19 protein-coding genes are annotated in these 19,350 nt (G+C 45.2%); 4 read left to right on the top strand and 15 right to left on the bottom strand.

The window, feature by feature from the left end; translation table 11 throughout:
- Positions 1-58: 58 nt before the first annotated feature.
- Complete coding sequence (locus Q5C82_RS05815; RefSeq protein ID WP_003220550.1) at positions 59-661, bottom strand: poly-gamma-glutamate hydrolase family protein; 603 nt, start codon at positions 659-661, stop codon at positions 59-61.
- A gap of 106 nt (positions 662-767) precedes the next feature.
- On the opposite strand from Q5C82_RS05815, the gene Q5C82_RS05820 reads away from it, so the two are divergent.
- A complete protein-coding gene (locus Q5C82_RS05820) occupies positions 768-1,145 on the top strand; it encodes a PH domain-containing protein (protein ID WP_003220548.1) in 378 nt (125 codons plus the stop codon).
- Between the two features lie 36 nt (positions 1,146-1,181).
- Here the strand turns inward: Q5C82_RS05820 and Q5C82_RS05825 are convergent, their stop codons facing one another.
- Positions 1,182-2,135 (bottom strand): N-acetylmuramoyl-L-alanine amidase, encoded by a 954-nt coding sequence (locus Q5C82_RS05825; protein ID WP_003220547.1) that lies wholly within the window; start codon positions 2,133-2,135, stop codon positions 1,182-1,184.
- A 123-nt stretch (positions 2,136-2,258) separates the two neighbouring features.
- Between Q5C82_RS05825 and Q5C82_RS05830 the strand changes: the two genes are divergently transcribed.
- Entirely contained in the window at positions 2,259-2,513 is a 255-nt protein-coding gene (locus Q5C82_RS05830; RefSeq protein ID WP_003220545.1) for a YciI family protein, read from the top strand.
- A gap of 31 nt (positions 2,514-2,544) precedes the next feature.
- On the opposite strand, the gene phrA is transcribed toward Q5C82_RS05830, so the two are convergent.
- From phrA to yjoB, 3 genes are all read right to left on the bottom strand, one after another.
- The gene (gene phrA, locus Q5C82_RS05835; protein ID WP_003220543.1) at positions 2,545-2,679 is read right to left on the bottom strand and encodes a phosphatase RapA inhibitor PhrA; all 135 of its coding nucleotides are present in this window, start codon (positions 2,677-2,679) and stop codon (positions 2,545-2,547) included.
- Positions 2,669-3,805, bottom strand: a complete 1,137-nt coding sequence (rapA, locus tag Q5C82_RS05840) for a response regulator aspartate phosphatase RapA (protein ID WP_079288553.1) — start codon at positions 3,803-3,805, stop codon at positions 2,669-2,671. The genes phrA and rapA overlap by 11 nt, the downstream gene beginning before the upstream one ends.
- Positions 3,806-3,949: 144 nt before the next feature.
- Positions 3,950-5,221, bottom strand: coding sequence for an ATPase YjoB (gene yjoB, locus Q5C82_RS05845; RefSeq protein WP_013307962.1), 1,272 nt, complete (start codon positions 5,219-5,221; stop codon positions 3,950-3,952).
- Between the two features lie 149 nt (positions 5,222-5,370).
- Between yjoB and Q5C82_RS05850 the strand changes: the two genes are divergently transcribed.
- Positions 5,371-5,835 carry a DinB family protein gene (locus tag Q5C82_RS05850; RefSeq protein WP_003220539.1) on the top strand — a complete coding sequence of 155 codons (465 nt, stop codon included), beginning with the start codon at positions 5,371-5,373 and terminating at the stop codon, positions 5,833-5,835.
- 226 nt (positions 5,836-6,061) lie between these two features.
- Positions 6,062-6,826 carry a sulfite exporter TauE/SafE family protein gene (locus Q5C82_RS05855; protein WP_003220538.1) on the top strand — a complete coding sequence of 255 codons (765 nt, stop codon included), beginning with the start codon at positions 6,062-6,064 and terminating at the stop codon, positions 6,824-6,826.
- Positions 6,827-6,862: 36 nt separating this feature from the next.
- On the opposite strand, the gene Q5C82_RS05860 is transcribed toward Q5C82_RS05855, so the two are convergent.
- From Q5C82_RS05860 to uxaC, 10 genes are all read right to left on the bottom strand, one after another.
- A complete protein-coding gene (locus Q5C82_RS05860; RefSeq protein ID WP_003220535.1) occupies positions 6,863-8,356 on the bottom strand; it encodes a UxaA family hydrolase in 1,494 nt (497 codons plus the stop codon).
- Entirely contained in the window at positions 8,353-9,795 is a 1,443-nt protein-coding gene (locus Q5C82_RS05865; RefSeq protein WP_003220533.1) for a tagaturonate reductase, read from the bottom strand. The genes Q5C82_RS05860 and Q5C82_RS05865 overlap by 4 nt, the downstream gene beginning before the upstream one ends.
- 77 nt (positions 9,796-9,872) lie before the next feature.
- On the bottom strand, positions 9,873-10,874 hold the full coding sequence (locus Q5C82_RS05870; protein ID WP_003220531.1) for a LacI family DNA-binding transcriptional regulator: 1,002 nt from the start codon (positions 10,872-10,874) through the stop codon (positions 9,873-9,875).
- A gap of 87 nt (positions 10,875-10,961) precedes the next feature.
- Entirely contained in the window at positions 10,962-12,230 is a 1,269-nt protein-coding gene (locus Q5C82_RS05875; protein WP_003220529.1) for an MFS transporter, read from the bottom strand.
- A 47-nt stretch (positions 12,231-12,277) separates the two neighbouring features.
- Positions 12,278-13,114 carry an SDR family oxidoreductase gene (locus Q5C82_RS05880; RefSeq protein ID WP_003220527.1) on the bottom strand — a complete coding sequence of 279 codons (837 nt, stop codon included), beginning with the start codon at positions 13,112-13,114 and terminating at the stop codon, positions 12,278-12,280.
- Entirely contained in the window at positions 13,111-14,190 is a 1,080-nt protein-coding gene (gene uxuA / locus Q5C82_RS05885; protein ID WP_003220525.1) for a mannonate dehydratase, read from the bottom strand. Before uxuA ends, Q5C82_RS05880 begins: the two co-directional genes overlap by 4 nt.
- A 24-nt stretch (positions 14,191-14,214) precedes the next feature.
- Positions 14,215-15,234, bottom strand: a complete 1,020-nt coding sequence (locus tag Q5C82_RS05890; protein WP_003220523.1) for a zinc-binding alcohol dehydrogenase family protein — start codon at positions 15,232-15,234, stop codon at positions 14,215-14,217.
- Positions 15,235-15,239: 5 nt separating this feature from the next.
- Positions 15,240-16,253, bottom strand: a complete 1,014-nt coding sequence (gene allD / locus Q5C82_RS05895) for an ureidoglycolate dehydrogenase (protein WP_003220521.1) — start codon at positions 16,251-16,253, stop codon at positions 15,240-15,242.
- 104 nt (positions 16,254-16,357) lie between these two features.
- On the bottom strand, positions 16,358-17,737 hold the full coding sequence (locus Q5C82_RS05900; protein ID WP_003220519.1) for an MFS transporter: 1,380 nt from the start codon (positions 17,735-17,737) through the stop codon (positions 16,358-16,360).
- 82 nt (positions 17,738-17,819) lie between these two features.
- On the bottom strand, positions 17,820-19,241 hold the full coding sequence (gene uxaC, locus Q5C82_RS05905) for a glucuronate isomerase (RefSeq protein ID WP_032727337.1): 1,422 nt from the start codon (positions 19,239-19,241) through the stop codon (positions 17,820-17,822).
- Between the last annotated feature and the right edge of the window lie 109 nt (positions 19,242-19,350).

A 19,350-nucleotide genomic window follows, 5' to 3' on the forward strand; every position in this document is an offset into this window, starting at 1 on the left:
ACTTTCGCACACCCCCAGCGTATGAAGGAATAGGCCGATCGTGCAGGTCCCGTTATATCTATTCATAAAAGCCAAGCTTAACGGCTTCCACATATCGATAAAACAGATCGTTTTGTGTGTAACTTTCTTCACGGCAGCCAAAATTGCGGAATAACGCCTTTCGCTGTGCCGTGCTTACTTCCAATTGCAGTCCCATTTCCCTCTTCGTCCGATTGACAATATTTTTCGGATGGACACCTGCCAACCGGTCTTTCTCACTGGTGAGCTCGGCGCTAAAGCCCGCTTCATTCAGCTGCTCACAAATGCGCTTGGCTTTTTTACGGTCCGCGCCTCCGACCAATGTATGCGGAGTTTTTGGATCATGATACCCATGAAATGCTAATGCGTAATGGTGGGCATTCACTTTTTCTAAAGCCAGCGGCTCGTCAAAACGAGTGCATGTCAGGTGCAAGGAACGGTTGTTTCGCTGCTTCACACCTTCGAACAAGTAAATGGAACATTGATCGGAAAATGCCCGCACCAGCTCACTGACGCCAGGCTCAATTCTGCCGCCGTGGGGACCGAGGACGATAAACTCACTTTCTTTTTTCTCCTCATAAATAATCCGGTACTCCGATTCAGAAGCAGAAAGGGCTGCAAAGTTGTCATACATATCTTTCATTTTGAATGCTCTCCTTTACCAGTCAGCACCAGTTTACTCTACTCACCTATGTATGAAAACCTTTTTTATAGTATGATTTGATAGAATACGTATTAGGAGGTATATCATGGGATTTATTGATGGATTACTTGGCAATGCGTCAACTCTGTCAACGGCTGCGGTGAAAGAAGAGCTAGGTCATATTTTACTCGATGGTGAGAATGTCGATGCCGCGTTTAAATTGGTTCGCGATTTAATTGTCTTTACTGACAAGCGGCTTATTCTTGTAGATAAGCAGGGAATCACAGGAAAGAAAACGGAATTTCAATCGATTCCGTACAAAAGCATTTCTAGATTCAGCGTGGAGACTGCCGGCCGCTTTGACCTTGATTCAGAGTTGAAAATTTGGATCTCCGGCGCAGAACTTCCCGCTGTCTCAAAGCAGTTTAAAAAAGACGAAAGCATTTATGATATTCAAAAGGTTCTTGCCGCAGTTTGTATGTAAGAAAAAAACGGAAGCTTGGCAGCTTCCGTTTATTGATTACAGCTTTTCCTCTATTTTCGCTTTCGTTTTCGGACCGTAAATGCCATCTGCCGTTAATCCGCTGACAGACTGAAAACGTTTCACGGCATTTGCTGTTTTCGGGCCATAAACGCCGTCAACGCCGTGATTTTTTGCTCCTTTATCAGGGTAAAAATAAAGGGCAGCTAAAGCAGTCTGCACCTGCTTTACGTTTGTCCCTTTCGTTAGCGGGCTTGTCACTTTGATCACTCCCGATGGGAGCGGATAGGAAGACGCGGCATGGCTTTTAGAAGAAGTTGCCGCCTGAGACAGTTTAATCACCTGTCCGACTTTGATGTGATCAGGGTTGGTGATATGATTTATGCTTTGCAGCGTTTTCACACTGACACCATGTGATGCGGCAATCCCCGACAGTGTATCGCCTTTTTTCACATGGTATTCAGACGCCGAAGAAGAGGCTGAAGCCTTTTTCGCTGACACGACTCCGTTTAATTCCTTTTCAATTGCCGCCTTCACTTGATCCCAGCGCCCCTCTGATAAAATACGATGTGGGCAGTACTTTCCGCTCCAGTCCTGATGCTTTCTCACCCGGTCTATTCCCCAGCCGCGCTCTTTCAAAAGCTGAGCGACGAAAGAAATCGCCAAGGCTTCGGCCGCCTCATATTTTGGCCCTCCCGATTTGCTGTAGCAAATCTCAACGCCGATTGATTTGCGGTTTCCTGTACCGTTTGTGCCGTCACCCGTGTGCCAGGCGTTTCGGTTTAGCGGCAGACCCTGAATCACCTCTTTATCATCCACCGCAAAGTGAAAGCTTGTCGAGCTGGTGTTCCCAATCATATAGCTGATTTCATTAGCCGCTGACGCATCGTTTGCCGTGTTGTGAATGGTAATATATTCAGCGGACATTGCATTGGGGCACTTCAGCGCGTATTTTGCTTCAGAAACTAAATTTTTCTTCACTTGAATGCTCACCTATCATCTCTCCTTTTTATTTTTTCATAAATAGGTGGCATTCGTAGGACGAAAAGCTCATATCATCCGTCACCGGTTTATGGATAATTGTGTTAAACTGAAGTTCGATAGGAGGGGGATAAGATGAATACGTACTTAATGCTGACAACGAGAACAGATCAATTCAAACAGAAACATGTAGCCGGCCACTATGAATTTTTGGATCGCTTACAGGCAGAAAAGCGCTTAAAACTGTTCGGGCCATTCAGCGATGCCACAGGCGGAGCCTACGTCATCGAAGCAGGTTCACTGGAAGAAGCGGAGGAAATCGGACATGCAGATCCTCTGGTGACAAGCGGATCTTCTATGCTGACCATAAAAGAATGGAAGCTGAAATAAAAAAGACCCCTGAGGGTCTTTTTTGTCATCATCATGTTTGATTGCGTGCCGCAATGTGGAATGTTTTCCCCTCTGTGTCTGCTGTTTCTCCTGCATGGACCATCACCTGAGTAAAGCTAAACCCGATCGCAACGAGCAACAAACCTGACATCCATTTAGATTTCATATAAACAATCTCCTCTCTGGATTTGTTTTTGTGCGTGCACCATTTTCTCATAAAATGAAAGTGCTTTTTCGGGCTGTCCATTTTCTATATAGAATTGGGCAGCATCATGCGCCAGCTCTTCAATATAAGGATACAGCATATGTTCTTCAAGAAATTGAAAGGTGTGTGAGACTGATTCTGTGTCAATGTTTTTTCCGTATAACGCATGTAAAAATTGAAAAAGCTCCACGAATAATTCATCACTGTATTGACGGGCGATTTCCAATCCTTCACGATACTGTTTTTGCGCTTCGGCATCATTTTTTTGTTTATACAGAACCTGTGTTAAAGAGTAGATAGAATGCGGAAGATTATCGAACTTTTCCGACTTGCAAATAGAAACAGATTTCTCAAAGTATTCGGCTGCCTTTTGCAGTTCACCCATTTTCTCATAGCAGTTGCCGAGGTTGTACAGGGCAGAACTGATCAAGCGGGGATTGCCTTCTTTCTTTGCAAGGTCTAAAGCCAGTTCTAAGTGGGGCAATGCTCTTTCTGGATACTGCATATCATCATAATTTCCTGCAATAACGAATTCACATTGGATTCTGCGGACGGTGTACGTTTCATACATTTGGTACGTTTCTAATGCCTGAACGGCGTAGCTCATCGAAACATAGGTTTGTTTTAAATTGTAAAAAATTTCAGCCATTTTAAAAGCGAACTCGGCCTTCTCAATATCATCCGAGACGAGGGCAAGATTCTTTTCTGCCCGTTTATAATACATCATGGCACTGACAAACATTTTCTGCTTAAATTCATACATTCCTCGAAAAAAATTAAAGTAATACTCAAGAAGCCCTGTCAGCTTGTACTGATTCCCTTCAATGTCTTCTAATAATTCTGAAAACTCTAGCTGCGACGTGTCCTCTCCAAAAGGCTTAATGTAATCCAGCATGACACGATGTCTGAACTCCATTAAAGAATAATACAGCAGCAAATCTTGATCTTCTTCCATATCCTCGATTTCTCTTTCTACTTCGAGCTTGACCCGTTCGGCTTCAGCAACGTGGAACTGCCGGATATGGGTATACCATTCATTAATTTTAAGCCCGACATAAGAGGACGGAATCGTCTGCTTCATCCTCAATTAATCCCCCCTTTTGAGTTACCCGAGATATGTCATATTTTATCATATTTACAAGAAAAAGAAGAACGCAAAAAGACCGCAATTGTCGAATTTCGGCTAACCGCAACAAAAAAGCGCGGGTTTTTCAAAAACCCGTGCTTTCTTTTAGTGAAAACCGACTTTGTTTCTTTCCATCCAGCTTCCCTGCCGGCTTTTTCTTTGCTCTCCTGTCATGTCTTTCACCATGGTTTCAATATGATGATTCCCTTCTTGGTGCCATTGAAGGGCTGAAGATACATATAATTCTCCCAGCTGTGCAAAGGAAAAGCCTTCTGTAAGCTTTGCGGCGTTTTTTATTTCTCCTTCACTCAAAAAGATGTCAAAGCCTCTCATTTTCATATATTCCAGCCGCAGCTCTTCATCCGGAAGCCCAATTTCATAGGCACGGTCAAACCGTCCTGCACGATTCATCAACCCTGGATCGATCTCTTCTGGATAGTTTGTCGTGCCGATGAGAAATAGCCCCTCTTTTGATGTCGCGCCGTCCAAAGTATTGAGAAAAAAGGATCGCACATCCTCCGGCATTGAATCTATATCCTCGATGACCAGAACTGCAGGAGCGAGGCGTCTCGCTGCCTGAATGACTTCTTCTATTGTCTCGCTCGACGTAAATTCAGTAATTTGCCAATAGGCAACAGGTGCATCGATACTGCCTGCGATCGACTTCACTAATGTCGTCTTTCCGTTTCCAGGAGGTCCATATAACAGAATGCCGCGCTTGTAAGGGATGTCATACGTTTGATAAAACGATTTATCACTATGAAAAAACTGATCAATTGATCTGTATATCTCTTTTTTCAATAGCGGATTCATGATTACCTGACTCCGCTGAACCTCTCTGACAATGGCTTCCTGCTCTCTTGAAGTCCCTCCATCTCCATCTGTAAAAACGGTCACTTTCCGTTTGCTTTTTTCCCAGAGACGCGGTCTGACTCCCTCCAGAAAGGCACGCATTTTTTCATCGTTAACCGCAAACAGACAATCAAAACTCATGATGCTCCCATCTTGAAAATATGGAATTCTGGCAAAAGCAACTCCCTTTTCAGGATACGCGTATACACTGTTTCTTATAGACTTATGGACTGTATAATCCGGTTCTTTTTCATCTTCATCGTAAGCAAAGGTTTTCTTTTCAAGCTTTTCAAATATATATGCCACATGCTCAGGCTCCAATGAACCGCTGCGGACATCTTCTACAAGAAGCTCCCAGTATTCCGTGTTCGGGTCATCACTGGCATAGAGCTCATAGAATACACCGTATTGATCATAAAGCGTCTCTTCAATACGTGTGATAAGGTAACCGAAAGTGCTGTAGCCCGCCGCAGCTCTTTCATTCTCTTTTTCTTCGTACTGATAAATGAAAGGTATGTTTGTCATGTTTATACTCCATTTCATGTTTTGTGAACGTTATATATACGATTGACATAGCATTTTGTTTCATCCCACAGCATATTACTTGTGAATTGATAACCGTTGATATAGGATTTCATTGCACCATTAATTTTTTACATATGGAGGAGATCATATTGAGCCAATCCAATCAAATTGTCAGCCATTTTTTATCCCATCGAAACGTGACCAATGAGCTTGCTGAAAAAATCAGCAAAGACCATTACGGCTACAAACCGGCTGAAACGTCAATGTCAGCGGAAGAGCTGGTCAAACACATTCTTACGTCTTTCCACTTGTTCGCAAATGTCATTAAAGAAGGCAATGCTTCACCATTTCAAAACAAGCAGGAAGAAACAGAAACAGATCTCAATGTTCTGGCAAAAACATATACAGAAAAAACGGCCGCTATTCTTGAACAGCTGACTGAAGAGCAACTGGACAGAGAAATTGATCTGACAGCCACTTTCGGCAGAAAAGTCACAGGCAGCTCACTGCTTCAGCTTGCAATGGAACATGAAATTCACCATAAAGGCAACCTATTCGTTTATGTGCGGGAAATGGGCCACACGGAGCTCCCTTTCTATCAGCAGCGCATGTAACACAAACGAGAAAAAAGATACCTGTTTAGGGGTATCTTTTTTTTATGCCTCCGGCTCACTTCCAGATTTCGTCCAGACACTCATTATAGGTCAAATGAATAAAGATATTGAGCAAACCAAAATTTCAAACAGCTAACGTGCAAAAATTCAAAACATTTAATTGATTAACGTGACCTAATCATATATAATCTGATAAAAATAGTCGGGTTTTCAGGAGGCCTTTATCATGAGTGTAAGCATCATATTGATGGGTTTGTTTGTCGGAGCCTTAGTCGGATTGACGGGAGTGGGCGGAGCGGCCTTATTAACTCCTCTTTTAATTGTGCTTGGAATTAATCCTTCCATCGCGGTCGGTACGGATCTTGTATATAACTCGATCACAAAGCTGTTTGGCGTTGCCTCCCATTGGCGGCAGAAAACGATTAACTTTAAATTAGTAAAATACTTAGCCATCGGCAGTATTCCGAGTGCGTCCCTAGCCATTGGCATACTGCATTTGTTCCCCGCCTTTCATCAGCATCAGGAAGAAATTATTAAGCATGCTCTTGGCTATGTGTTAACACTAGTTGCCATTTCAATCATCGTTCGTTTGTTTTTGGATAGAAAACTGCGCCCGAACCGCTGGCAGCTGATGCCGCTTGAAAATAAGCGGGCGCTAACGATTCTCATTGGTATCGTGTTTGGGTTTATCGTTGGATTAACATCAATCGGTTCGGGGTCATTATTTGCAATCGCCATGATTTACTTATTTAACATGAAAGCGTCACAGATTGTCGGAACCGATATCGCGCATGCTTTTCTTCTCGTTACGGCAGCAGGCATTTTGAACGCAAGCTTCGGAAGCGTAGATTATATGCTGGCAGCTAATCTGCTGCTTGGCTCAATTCCCGGTGTGCTGATCGGAAGCCATCTCTCGCCTCGATTCTCTCCGCGTCCGCTGCAATTTATTATGGCGTCCATCATTTTGGTCAGCGGCTTAAAATTGATCTAATGAAAAAGGCTATCCTCCGGAGGATAGCCTTTTTCATTATAACGTCACACCCGATTTAAAAATGGCAAGTTCCCTGAAATCATTTTTTTCATGGTTCACAAGTTGACCGCTAGCCACTTCAATCATATAGTGGATAAATTCCCGCAGCACAAATTCCTCATGCACATCATCCTCAGCTAAAAGACCTGCGTTAAAATCAATCCAATGCGGCTTCGCCTCGTACAGCTGGGTGTTTGTCGCTACCTTCACTGTCGGGACAAAGGTGCCAAACGGCGTGCCTCTCCCCGTTGTAAAGAGGACAATTTGGCAGCCCGCCGCCGCCAATGCGGAGGAAGCGATCAAATCATTTCCTGGCGCGCTCAAAAGCGTCAGCCCTTTTGTCTTGAGCACTTCGCCGTATTTCAAGACATCTGCGACAGGAGAAATCCCCGCTTTCTGCGTGCAGCCCAGCGATTTATCCTCAAGCGTAGAAATGCCGCCTGCTTTATTGCCCGGTGAAGGATTTTCATACACCGGCTGATCATGTTTTATAAAATATTGTTTAAAATCATTGATTAAATGGACAATCTTATGAAACACTTCTTCATTGGCAGCCCGCTGCATCAGGATGGTTTCCGCACCGAACATTTCCGGGACTTCCGTCAGCACCGTGCTCCCTCCCTGTGCGATGATATAATCTGAAAAACGGCCAAGCAGCGGGTTTGCTGTTATGCCGGAAAAACCGTCCGAACCTCCGCATTTCAGCCCGATTTTCAGTTCGGACAGCGGAATATCTTCTCGCCTATCCCCTTTGGCCGATTCATGAATCTCCTTCAGTAAAGCAATGCCTGCCTCCATTTCGTCTGTCACCGACTGGGATTCGAGAAACTTCACCCGATTCAGGTTCACGTCCTGCAGCGCTTCCTTCATTCCTGCCAGCTCGTTGTTTTCACAGCCAAGCCCTAACACCAAGACACCGCCGGCATTTGGATGGCGAATGGCATTCAGCAGGATTTGCTTCGTATTTTCGTGGTCGTCGCCAAGCTGCGAGCATCCGTATTGGTGTTTTAACACGAGCACATTATCGAATGGAGCGATATTCCCCGTTTCTCTGACAAAACGCTGGAGCATTTTTTCAGCTATCCCATTGACACAGCCGACAGTTGGCACAATCCACAATTCATTGCGTACACCGGCATCTCCGTTTTCCCTTCTAAATCCTTTAAACGTCTTGTTCTCATTTGAGTACGGGTTTTCATCAAATCTCGGTGTATAGCTGTATGTTTGGATATCAGACAGGTTTGTTTTTGTATTATGGACATGAATATGCTCTCCGATCGATATATCTTGTGATGCATGCCCGATTGGAAACCCGTATTTGATGATGCTGTCGTTTTCTTTGATAGGCTGAAGCGCAATCTTGTGGCCTCTTTTTATATCATCCTTGACTTCAATCGACATGCCATCCGCATTCAGCCGCTCTCCTTTCTCGATATCTCGCAGAGCAAGAAGGACATTATCTTGTTTATGAATCTTTATACATGACTTCATCGTACCTCTCCCCTTTGTGTACAGCATTGTTCAAGAGCCCGCTGCATGCCCAGTTCATGAATATGATTCAAGTAATCAGCAACTCTCTCACTCAGCCTCGGTATCTCGTTGAGATTTGCCCCCCACAGCCGCTCTTCGCCTAACACCCTTGAGGCGATACGGAGCATGTCTCCATTCTCCTGATTCCACACCTCTTTGAAAAATTGAAGAACAGCCGGATCATCCTGCAATTTCTCGTTTCCCTGATAAAAATACAGAAGAGCGCTGAAAGAAAACACCAAGCGTTCAGGAAGCTGTCCCTTCTGTTCAGCATATTCCTGAATGGTCGGCAGGTTTCTCGTTTTGAATTTGGAAACAGAGTTCAATGCAATGCTTTCTAGATAATGCTTAATATAAGGGTTTTTGAAACGGTTCAGCACATCATCAGCATATTGAGAAAGCCTTTCCATTTTTAAAACAGGAAGAATGTCGTCACTGATCATCTCTCTAATAAACTGCCCTACTTCCGGATGCTCGACAGCATCCCGCACAGTTTTCAATCCGTATAATAAAGCAACTGGCGTCATTGCCGTATGAGCGCCATTTAAAATTCTCACTTTTTTAATCCTGTAAGGGGTCAGGTCGCTGACAATCTTTGTATGGAGCCCGGCAGCTGCAAAAGGCAGTTCTTCCCCAATCCAATCCGGCCCCTCAATAACCCATAAATAATACTGCTCCCCCACAACAATCAGTTCATCCTGATAGCCCAGCTCCGCAGTGATCTCACCAATGCTGTCGACAGGAAAGCCCGGGACAATGCGGTCTACTAAACTATTACAAAACGTGTTGGCATCATGTATCCACTGTGTAAACCCTTCTTCCAGCTTCCATAGATCTGCATAATGAAGAATCGTTGCCTTCAACTTTTCTCCATTATTCTCGATCAGCTCACATGGGATCAAGACACAGCCTTTAGTCTGATCTCCTTTAAAAGCTTTATAGCGAAAGTAGAGAAACGCAGTTAATTTCCCAGGGAATGTTTTTTGAGGCCGATCCTCTAAACGATCTTTTTCATCACATACGATACCGGCCTCTGTGGTGTTGGAAATGATAAACCGCAGCTCTTCGCTTGAAGCCAATTCTTTAAACGCTTCATAATCTGAAAACAGATCAATTCCGCGGCTGATTGAGTTGATAATCATATGCTCGTTTACCGCTTCTCCGTCTTTCATTCCCTGTAAAAAAAGCGTGTACAAACCATCTTGCTGATTTAACCTTTTGATTTTTTCTGACCCTCTTGGCTGTACAACTGCGACGCTCCCATTAAAATCAGTGTGTTGATTCATTTGATCAATCTGCCAATCGACAAACCCTCGCAGAAAGTTTCCTTCACCGAATTGGAGAATTTTTTCCGGATACTGAGTATAGTGATCGTACACGTTTTTATTGAGCTTCTGCACCTTCATTGCCTCCCTCTCTCATTTATGCACACGTTAACATTTTTCCGTATAAAGAATGCCCACTGAAAAACGGGGCATCACTTGGTCAATTGTCTAACTGAATCACGCACCATAAACGCTGTATTTTCCATGATTTTTTCCGCTTTTGTTCCCGGCTCGCTGATCAGCGACAATAGTTTTTGCGCGCCAAGTACGCTGATTTTCTCTACTGGACGCTTCACTGTTGAAAGCCTTGGCGTAATGTATTGCGAAAATCCAATATCATCAAAACCGATCACTGAAATATCATCAGGGACGCGCAGCCCCTTTGCGAATATCGCATTCATCGCTCCGATTGCCATGTCATCATTCGAACAAAAGACAGCAGTTGGAGGATTCGGCAGCGCCAGCAGCCGCTCCATCGCTTGAAAGCCGCTTTCCATATCGTATTGCCCTTTGACACTGTATTCATGTTTGATCGGAATATGATGATGAATCAGTGCGGCTAAGTAGCCTTCCTTACGCTGATGGGAAGATTTAAAGCCTTCGATTCCCTCTATGATGGCGATGTCTTGATGTCCGTTCTTAATGAAGTATTCTACAGCTTCCTGAGAGCCTTCTTTGTCATTGGACAAAATATTCGTAATGCTGCGGTCATCAATATCGCGATTCAGTACCACAAGCGGGATGTTTTTTTCTCGAATATGGTAAATAAAAGAATTATCAATGTCACTTTGGCTCATTAAAATGATGCCGTCATATCTCATCGGCGTAACGGAGTCATAGTTTTTCAGATCATCGATGCCGCGCACATAGAGATTGTAATCCTCACTTATGGCTTGGTTTACGCCTTTGATTGTGTCAGCAAAGAAGCTGTGTGAAGTTCCGTTTGTGATGCTTGTAAAGAAAAGCCCGATCGTATGTGACTTTTGCATCGCCAGGCTTTTCGCGTTTACATTTGGTGTATAGTTGAGCTGTGCTGCGAGCTCCAGTATTTTTTTCTTCGTATGTTCTTTGATATAAGGACTGTTGTTGAGCGCTCTGGAAACGGTTGTGTGAGATACGTTTGCGAGTTTTGCGATATCTTTTATGGTTACCATCTAATTCCCTTCCTTATCATACCGGCTGCGATTATTTACTGTATATTGTATCATCAAACATACCGCCTCTCCCACTATATTTCCAGATTAATAAGACACCGGATTCTCCGCTTCTGTTCCTGCTGGTTTGCCGATAATCGGACGGACAAAACGAATAACAGCTAGTGAAGCGAAGACAGCTAACCCTCCGGCAAGCAAAAATGCTCCAGAAAACGTGCCCGTTCGATCAACAATAAAGCCGGTTAAAGCCGGGCCGATAATTCCTGCCGTATTGGCAAGGAAATGCATAAAGCCGCCTACAGAACCAACATTGTTTTGGTCAACCACATCTTGAATGACAGCCCAATAGATAGCGCCTGTCAAATAGAGAAAGAACACTGATAAAGCGACAAGTGTAACAGCGCTTGCAGTAGTTGTCACAAGCCCGGCCAAACCAATCAGGACCGCTGATGAAAACAAACATGAGACAAGCACAACCTTGCGCGAGAACAGCACACCTTTTCGTGTTGTTTTTTTGTACACATAGTCAGAAACAAATCCCCCCGCTGCAAGGCCGATAAAGCCTAAAATCCACGGAATGACCGTGATGACACTCATCGATTCAACACTTAGTCCCCGCTCTTCAACAAGGTAGCTCGGAAACCACGTCAAAAAGAAGAAGAGGATGTAGTTGTAAGCGAAAAAAGCAAACGCCGTAAACAGGACTGTTTTTTGCTTCAGGTAAAAGGTGAGCGGAATTTTTTCTCCAGGAGGCGTTTCTGCTTTGATTGCCGGTGCATCCCCCATCGCTACTGGCGGCTTCTCTTTGACAAACTTGAACCAGAGCACTGCCCATATTAATCCAATAATCATAATGAGAACGAAGGATACTTTCCAGCTGAACGCGACTGCGATCATGCCGACGATCGGGCCGGAAATGGCTCCCCCGAGCGGCGTTCCGCTGTTGGTCACACCGACAACGGACGCCCGCTGAGTCGGCGGGAACCAGTTATTCACCATTTTGTTGATGGTCGCAGACAGCGGGCCTTCTCCCATTCCGAAGAGGATGCGTATAATCAGCAGGCTGACAAAACCAAAGGCGAGGGCGACTGCTCCGCTAAACAACGACCAAACGACCATAGCGATAAACAAGGTCATCTTTGCCCCGTAGCGGTCAGATGCCACGCCCCCAAGAAAGTTAAAAATGGCATAACCAATCGAAAAACTGCTGAAAATCAAGCCCATTTGCGTGGCAGATAATGTGAGATCATCCTGAATAAAAGGAGCTGCAATGGAAAGCGCCGAGCGATCCAGGTAATTAATCACTCCTGCCAGGAACAAAAAAAGGATAACGGGAAGCTTATCTTTTGAGAACATCTCAACCTCACCCCTATGTTGGTTCAGCTTCTGTTGCGCTGCTTTCGTTACACGCCTGAATAAGCCATAAATCCACCATCGACAGGAACGGTGATCCCGGTGACAAAACCGGAATAGGATTCATCCGCCAGCCAAAGAAGTGTGCCGAGCAGGTCCTCCGGTTTTCCAAAGCGCTTCATCGGTGTTCCCGCAATAATTTTGTTTGAACGTTCGGTTAAGGTTCCGTCTAGATTGATCAGCAGATCATGATTTTGTTTTGTCAGAAAAAAGCCTGGGGCAATCGCATTGACCCGCAGTCCGGTTTCGGCAAAATGAACGGCCATCCACATCGTAAAATTATTGATCGATGCTTTGGCGGCACTGTAAGCAGGAACCTTCGTCATGGGTGAATAAGCACTCATGGAAGAAAGATTAATAATCGCCGGTGAATCAGCCTTCAGCAGCTCTTTTCCAAACACTTGAGAGGCCAGAAACGCACCGGTGAAGTTGGTGGAGAATACAGTTGAAAAGCCCCCCTCATCCATATCAAAAAAGGATTGGCCTTCTCCCGCTTCTTCATATGTCTCCACATCGGTTATCGCGTCAGGATGATTGCCGCCAGCCCCGTTAATTAACAGATCGACAGAGCCAAGTCGGCCAAGGATGTCCTCCTTTGCCTGCACAAGTGAACCCCTGTCCAGCACATCCGCACAAACAGAGCATGCTGTGCCGCCAGCCGCCGTAATCTGCTTCACGACCGCTTGGCCTTTTTCAGCCGTCCGATTCAATATCGCCACCTTCATGCCATGGCGGGCAAGCTCCCGGGCCATCGCTGAACAAAGCACGCCGCTGCCGCCAGTGATGACAGCCGTTTTACCAGCCAGGTTCTCATGCAGCGGGATCATACTTCCACCTCTTTTTTTGCCATTGCTTCATATGCGTCCCACAGTCCATTTAAGTACATGATGCCAAGGGCCCGATCGTATAGACCATAACCCGGGCGGCATTGCTCGCCCCAAAGATGGCGCCCATGATCCGGTCTGACATATCCTTTGTAATCCTGCTTATGCAGTTCTCCCACCACGCCTTGAATGTTGATCGAACCGTCTTTCGTCAGGTGAGATGTTTCAATAAAATCGCCATTCTCAAAAATTTTCACATTGCGAATATGTGAAAATGGAGCAATGCCGGCATACGTCTTAGCGATTTCTACCATGTTGTTAGCCGGACTGGCTCCCATTGAACCTGTACATAAGGTGATGCAATTAGACGGTGAATCTGATATCGCCCTTAGTCTCTTATAACTATCCTCCCCTGTGATAATGCGCGGAAGCCCGAAGATCGGCCAAGGCGGGTCATCCGGATGAATAGCCATTTGAACACCGTGACTTTCTGCAACCGGAAGAATTTCCTTCAAAAAGAATGATAAATTGTCCCATAGCTGTTCTTCATCAACCGTTCTGTAGGCCGCAAACAGCTCTTTGATCCGGGCTAATTTTTCGGGCTCCCACCCCGGCAGTGTCATGTCAGTTGCTTGCTCCATCGTCTGAATCAGCTCTTGGGGCTCAAGGCTCTCCACCTTGGCCTTTTCAAAAAACAGAGCGGTTGATCCATCTTCCAGCGGCCGGAACATATCCGTGCGTGTCCAATCAAAAACCGGCATAAAATTATAACAGATCACTTTCACGCCAAATTCTGCAAGATTGCGGATGGTTTGTTTGTAGTTTTCAATATACCGGCTGCGTTCATCGTTTCCGAGTTTAATCGCTTCATGAACATTCACGCTTTCTACAACTTCAGCATGAAAACCATAGGATTGAATATATTCGGTCTCGGCTCTGATTTCTTCTTTTTCCCACACGTCGCCGACAGGTTTTTGATGGAGAGCCCAGACGATGCCTTTGACTCCGGGAATTTGCTTCACGTGTTCAAGTGTGACTGTATCGTTGCCTCGGCCATACCATCGAAATGTGATATTCATGTGTACACCTCCGGATTCAGTCGATTAATCAAATGTGATAACGGCTTTCCGCACCTGATCTGGATGCTCCTTGATAAACTGAAATGCATGATGGACGTCATCTACGGAAAATGTATGGGTCACCAGCCCGTTATGCGTTAACTGTCCTTTATTCAAAAGCTCTACCACCTTGGGAAACTGATTGGTCTGCAATCTCGATCCGGTTATCGTAACTTCTTTTTTTGTAATCGGCAGCTGAGAAACTTGTGCCGCTCTTTCATCAAATCCAAGCACAACCACATGTCCCGCGGGAGAAACGACCTCAACTGAAAGCTCAAAAGTCGCCGGCAGACAAACAGCATCAATGACCACATTGGCCCCTTCATTCCCAGTCCATTCCCGGACTCGCTCAGCAACATTTTCTGTTTGGGCATTCACGACAGCGTCGGCACCGTTTTCTTTCGCAAATGCCAGCCGCTCGTTGTTCAAGTCAGTCATCATGACGGCAGCTCCCGCCAGCTTAGCCATTTTTAACACACAGATCCCGATGGGCCCCGCTCCCTGGATCAGAACGGCATCACCTTTTTCCACCTGGCCTCTCCACACTGCCTGGGCGCCTATCGTGTAAGGCTCGGCCATGACCGCTTCTTCCCAAGGCAAGTCCTTTGAGACAACGTGAAGCTGCCTTTCCGGAAGCACAATATATTCCCGCATGCCGCCATCCTCATGTACGCCAAACACAGAAAGCTTGGCACAAACATTCGGGCGCCCTTTGCGGCAGGCGTAACACGTTCCGCAATAGGAAATCGGCTCAATCACAACGTGGTCACCGGCTTTTAGGCTCTGCACATTCGCACCAACTTCCTCCACTTGTCCCGTTACCTCGTGTCCGATGACTCTCGGGAGGGTGGCGAGCGGGTTCGTGCCATGATAAATGTGCATATCTGAGCCGCAAATCCCGACTCGCTTGACTTTTACGAGCACTTCATCATCCCTTGAAAGAAGCGGCTTCTTCATCTCCGCAGTCACCAGATCATATGCTTTTCGCACTTGAACCGCTTTCATTTTTCTCACCTGCTTTTTAAGAATTCATACACGCTCCGAGCAATTGATATGCCGTGTACCTTATTTCTTTCTTCATGCAGCTGCTCGATCTCGCCGGGTACATACACTCTCTCGACTCCAGCAGCCGGCGGTGACTGCTGCAATTCATTGAGCATGGCATCCATCTGCTCTAAAAACGCATCCCGGTCGGTAAAAAAGGAAGGATTGATCGCGCAAACGTAATGTCCCAGCTTTCTTTTTTGATCAAGACCGCTGTACATTTTGGCGATATGAGGGCCAAAAGCCGCGCCCGCCAGCAATCCGGAAAACACATCCACCATAATAGATAGTCCATAGCCTTTCGGGCCGCCGAATGTTGAAAGGGAGACGACCTTGTAAGGATCGGTTACTGCTTCTCCGTTTTCATCGACTCCCCATCCCTCAGGAATGTCTTTGCCCTCTTCACGGGCCTGCAAAATCTTCCCAAAGGCCACTTTGGATGTCGCCATATCTAGGATAAATGGTTTTTTATGCTTAGCCGGGACACCGTAAGCAATCGGATTTGTCCCTAAAAAAGGTGACCTCCCCCCAAATGGAACAACGATACTGTCCGTATGCGTCATTGCCATTCCGATCAGCTTTTCTTCAGCTGCTTTTTGCACAAAATAGCTTAGCGCTCCGCAATGGCTGCTGTTTACAGCCGTCACCATGCCGACTCCGTTTTTCTTTGCCATGTCAATTGCACGGTCCATCGCCATATCACAAATCACATGGCCGAAACCATCGTCTCCGTCAAGCACGCCGGTCACAGGCCCCGTTTCTTTAAAAACAGGATGTACTTTAGGATTGATCCCTCCCGCCCTTAGCCTGTTCACATAATGTTCTGTTCGCAGCACACCATGCGAATGTACGCTGCGCAAATCGGCGTGCACGAGGACATCTGCTATTTTTTCAGCGTCTCGTTCATTCAAATGGGCACCGATCAGCTTGACCCGAACGAGCTCCTTTGCTTCTTCAGCCGGTATCGTTACCGTTTTCAATCAAGTGCCTCCTTTCTTTTCAGTTCTTCGGGCACTCCTGAGCGAAAACCCTTACAAATACATCATATTTACAAATTATTTTAAATATTCTTTATATTGCGTTGTCAGCTCTTTTGATGAAGATCCTGAACGATCTGTGCATGCTGCTGGTCTGTGAGTTTATAAAGAAAGCCGATAATGATCATCGCTAATGCCAACGCAATGGCCGGATACAGAAGCAGAAGCGCTTTGATTCCGATTAGCGCCTGTGCTGTCTGGACTGCATTCGGCACATAGCCGATAAGCCCCAAACCGATTCCCGAGAGAAAACCGGACAATGACTGAGCAAGCTTTCTGGAGAAATTAAAAAGTGAATATGTCGTTGCTTCTTTCCGTTCACCGGATTTCCATTCGCCATAGTCAATAATATCGGAGACAAGCGCCCACGTGATGCCATTTGGGATACTGATTCCGATAAAGGCGATACTGGCAAGAATCGTAAACACATAAACGTTTGATGGCAGCATAAAGTTGATCAGATCCGCTGCTACACTGATGCCGAAGCCGATCATTGCCGTTCGTTTCTTTCCAAACATCTTGACGAGCTTTGGCAGAAATACGACGCCCAAAAAGGAAGAACCGATAATAATAAAGTTCATATAAGCCATTAATTCAACGTTGCCCAGGTTATATTGTGCGAAATAGACTAGCATGGCGGATTTAATGTTGTATGCAGAAATTGAAAAAATCGTCATCAGGACAAGGGTTAACAGCGGTTTATTCGTGATAAATGTTTTGACGACAGATGAGAGTGTTAATTTTTCTTTTGGCGCTTCCGATATGACAATGCGCTCTTTGCAGTTGCGGTAGCAAATATAAAACCAAATCACGCCGAGTGCGGCGAACAAGCCCATGACCACCGGGTAGCCGACCTTCGGATTATCAAACTTGACGAGCAGCGGCATTACGGCCACACTTGTGATAAACAAAGCCCCAAGTGATCCGATTTGGCGGAAAGTCGAAATAGAGGTCCGATCCTCAGAGTTTTGAGTCATCGCTGCCCCTAATGAGCCATACGGAATATTCACAAATGAATAGCCGATGCCCCAAATCATATAGGAAGCATATGCATAAATGAGTTTTCCAGTTGTTGATACATTGGGAGACAGAAAAATAAGAACAGTAAGCACCGCAAGCACGATGCTGCCGATTAATAGATAAGGCCTGAATTTCCCCCGTTTGCCGATATTTTTGCGATAATCAATAGATGAGCCGACAATTGGATCTGTTATCGCCGCAAACAGCTTGCTGACTAAAAAAATGCCGCCGGCCATCGCAGCCGGGATTCCCGCTACATCAGTAAAATACTTCAATAAATAAATCTGGCCGAGATCAAACATAAAACCGTTGCCAAAATCACCAAATCCATAGGAAATTTTCTCTTTCAATGAAAGCCTTTTCTCCGTTTCGATCGACACAACCTTATTTGCCAGTTCAGTTCGCATCTTCCACCTCTGTGTCTTAAGAATTTTCGGGTAGTGGTCCGCTCAGGGTGACACTTGATCGCGATGCTGAGCGGACATTTGGTTACACGTTTGCTTTCTCTTCTTGAAATTGAAAGTAGTGTTTCGCATTGTCATAGCAAATTCCCTGCACAATGCTTCCCAGAAGCTCCATATCTCGCGGCACTTCGCCGTTTTCCACCCATTCCCCGATCAAATTGCAGACGATCCGCCTGAAATACTCGTGGCGCGTATAGGAAAGAAAACTTCTGGAATCTGTGAGCATGCCGATAAAGCGGCTGAAAAGCCCGACGTTTGACAACGCTTTCATTTGATCGAGCATCCCGTCTTTTGTATCGTTAAACCACCAGGCTGTGCCGAATTGTATTTTTCCCGGGGTAACACCGTCCTGAAAACTGTTGATCATGCTGGCGATGACATAGTTATCGTTTGGATTAAGTGAATATAAAATCGTTTTCGGCAGCTTGTTCTTCATCTCAACTGAGTTCAGCAGCTTGTATAAAGGCTTAGCAATTTCTTCATCATTCATAGAATCATAGCCTGTATCAGGCCCAAGTCTCTTCATCATTTTTGTATTCGTGTTTCTTAAAGCGTTGATATGAAACTGCATCGCCCAATCGAGCTCCGCATACAACCCGCAAAGAAACTGAAGCGTATACGTCTTAAATTTCTTCTCATCTTCATAGGAAACCTCTGTTCCTTGTAATCTGTCAGAAAAAATCCGTCCCGCTTCCTCTTTTGTCGTTTCGGCAAATACCATCGAATCTATCGCATGATCAGACACTCTGCCGCCGGCTGAGTGGAAGAATCGCACCCGTTTTTCTAACGCCTTTAGAAACTCATCGTAGGTTGTAATTGAAATGGCTGCGGCATCTTCAAGTGCCTGCACCCAATCTGGGAAGCCTTCACGATTGATCTCAAGTCCCTTATCCGGCCGAAATCCGGGCAGCACGCTGACAGGAAAATCTTTGTCTTCTTTTAATAATAGATGGTATTCAAGAGAATCGACAGGATCATCAGTTGTGCAAACGACCTTTACATTTGATTTTACGATTAAATCCCTTGCCCCGAAGCCTGCTCCTTGAAGCAGTTCATTCGTCCGTTTCCATATAGCCGGCGCGGATTGCTCATTTAAAATCTCATAAATTCCAAAAAAACGCTGCAGTTCTAAGTGAGTCCAATTGTAGAGCGGATTGCCGATCGCCATCGGCACGGTTTTCGCCCAAGCCATAAATTTCTCCTCATCAGGCGCATCGCCGGTAATGTATGTCTCTTCAATCCCATTGGCTCTCATGATGCGCCATTTGTAATGGTCTCCATACAACCAGGCTTCTGTGATGTTTTGAAATGTCTTATTTTCATAGATTTCTTTCGGGCTTAAATGGCAGTGGTAATCAATAATCGGCATGTCTTTTGCATAATGGTGATAGAGGCTGACAGCGGTTTCATTTTTCAGCAAAAAATTTTCGCCCATAAAGGGTTCCATGTCCTCACCGTCTTTCATTCTATTTCAAAATGTTAACGTTAACATTTTGATTTATTTTTATTTTACCTTTATATTCTTCTGGGATCAATCTCTTTTTTGAAAATGAAAT

The organism is uncultured Bacillus sp. (assembly GCF_958411575.1).
Classification (GTDB): Bacteria; Bacillota; Bacilli; order Bacillales; family Bacillaceae; genus Bacillus; species Bacillus spizizenii.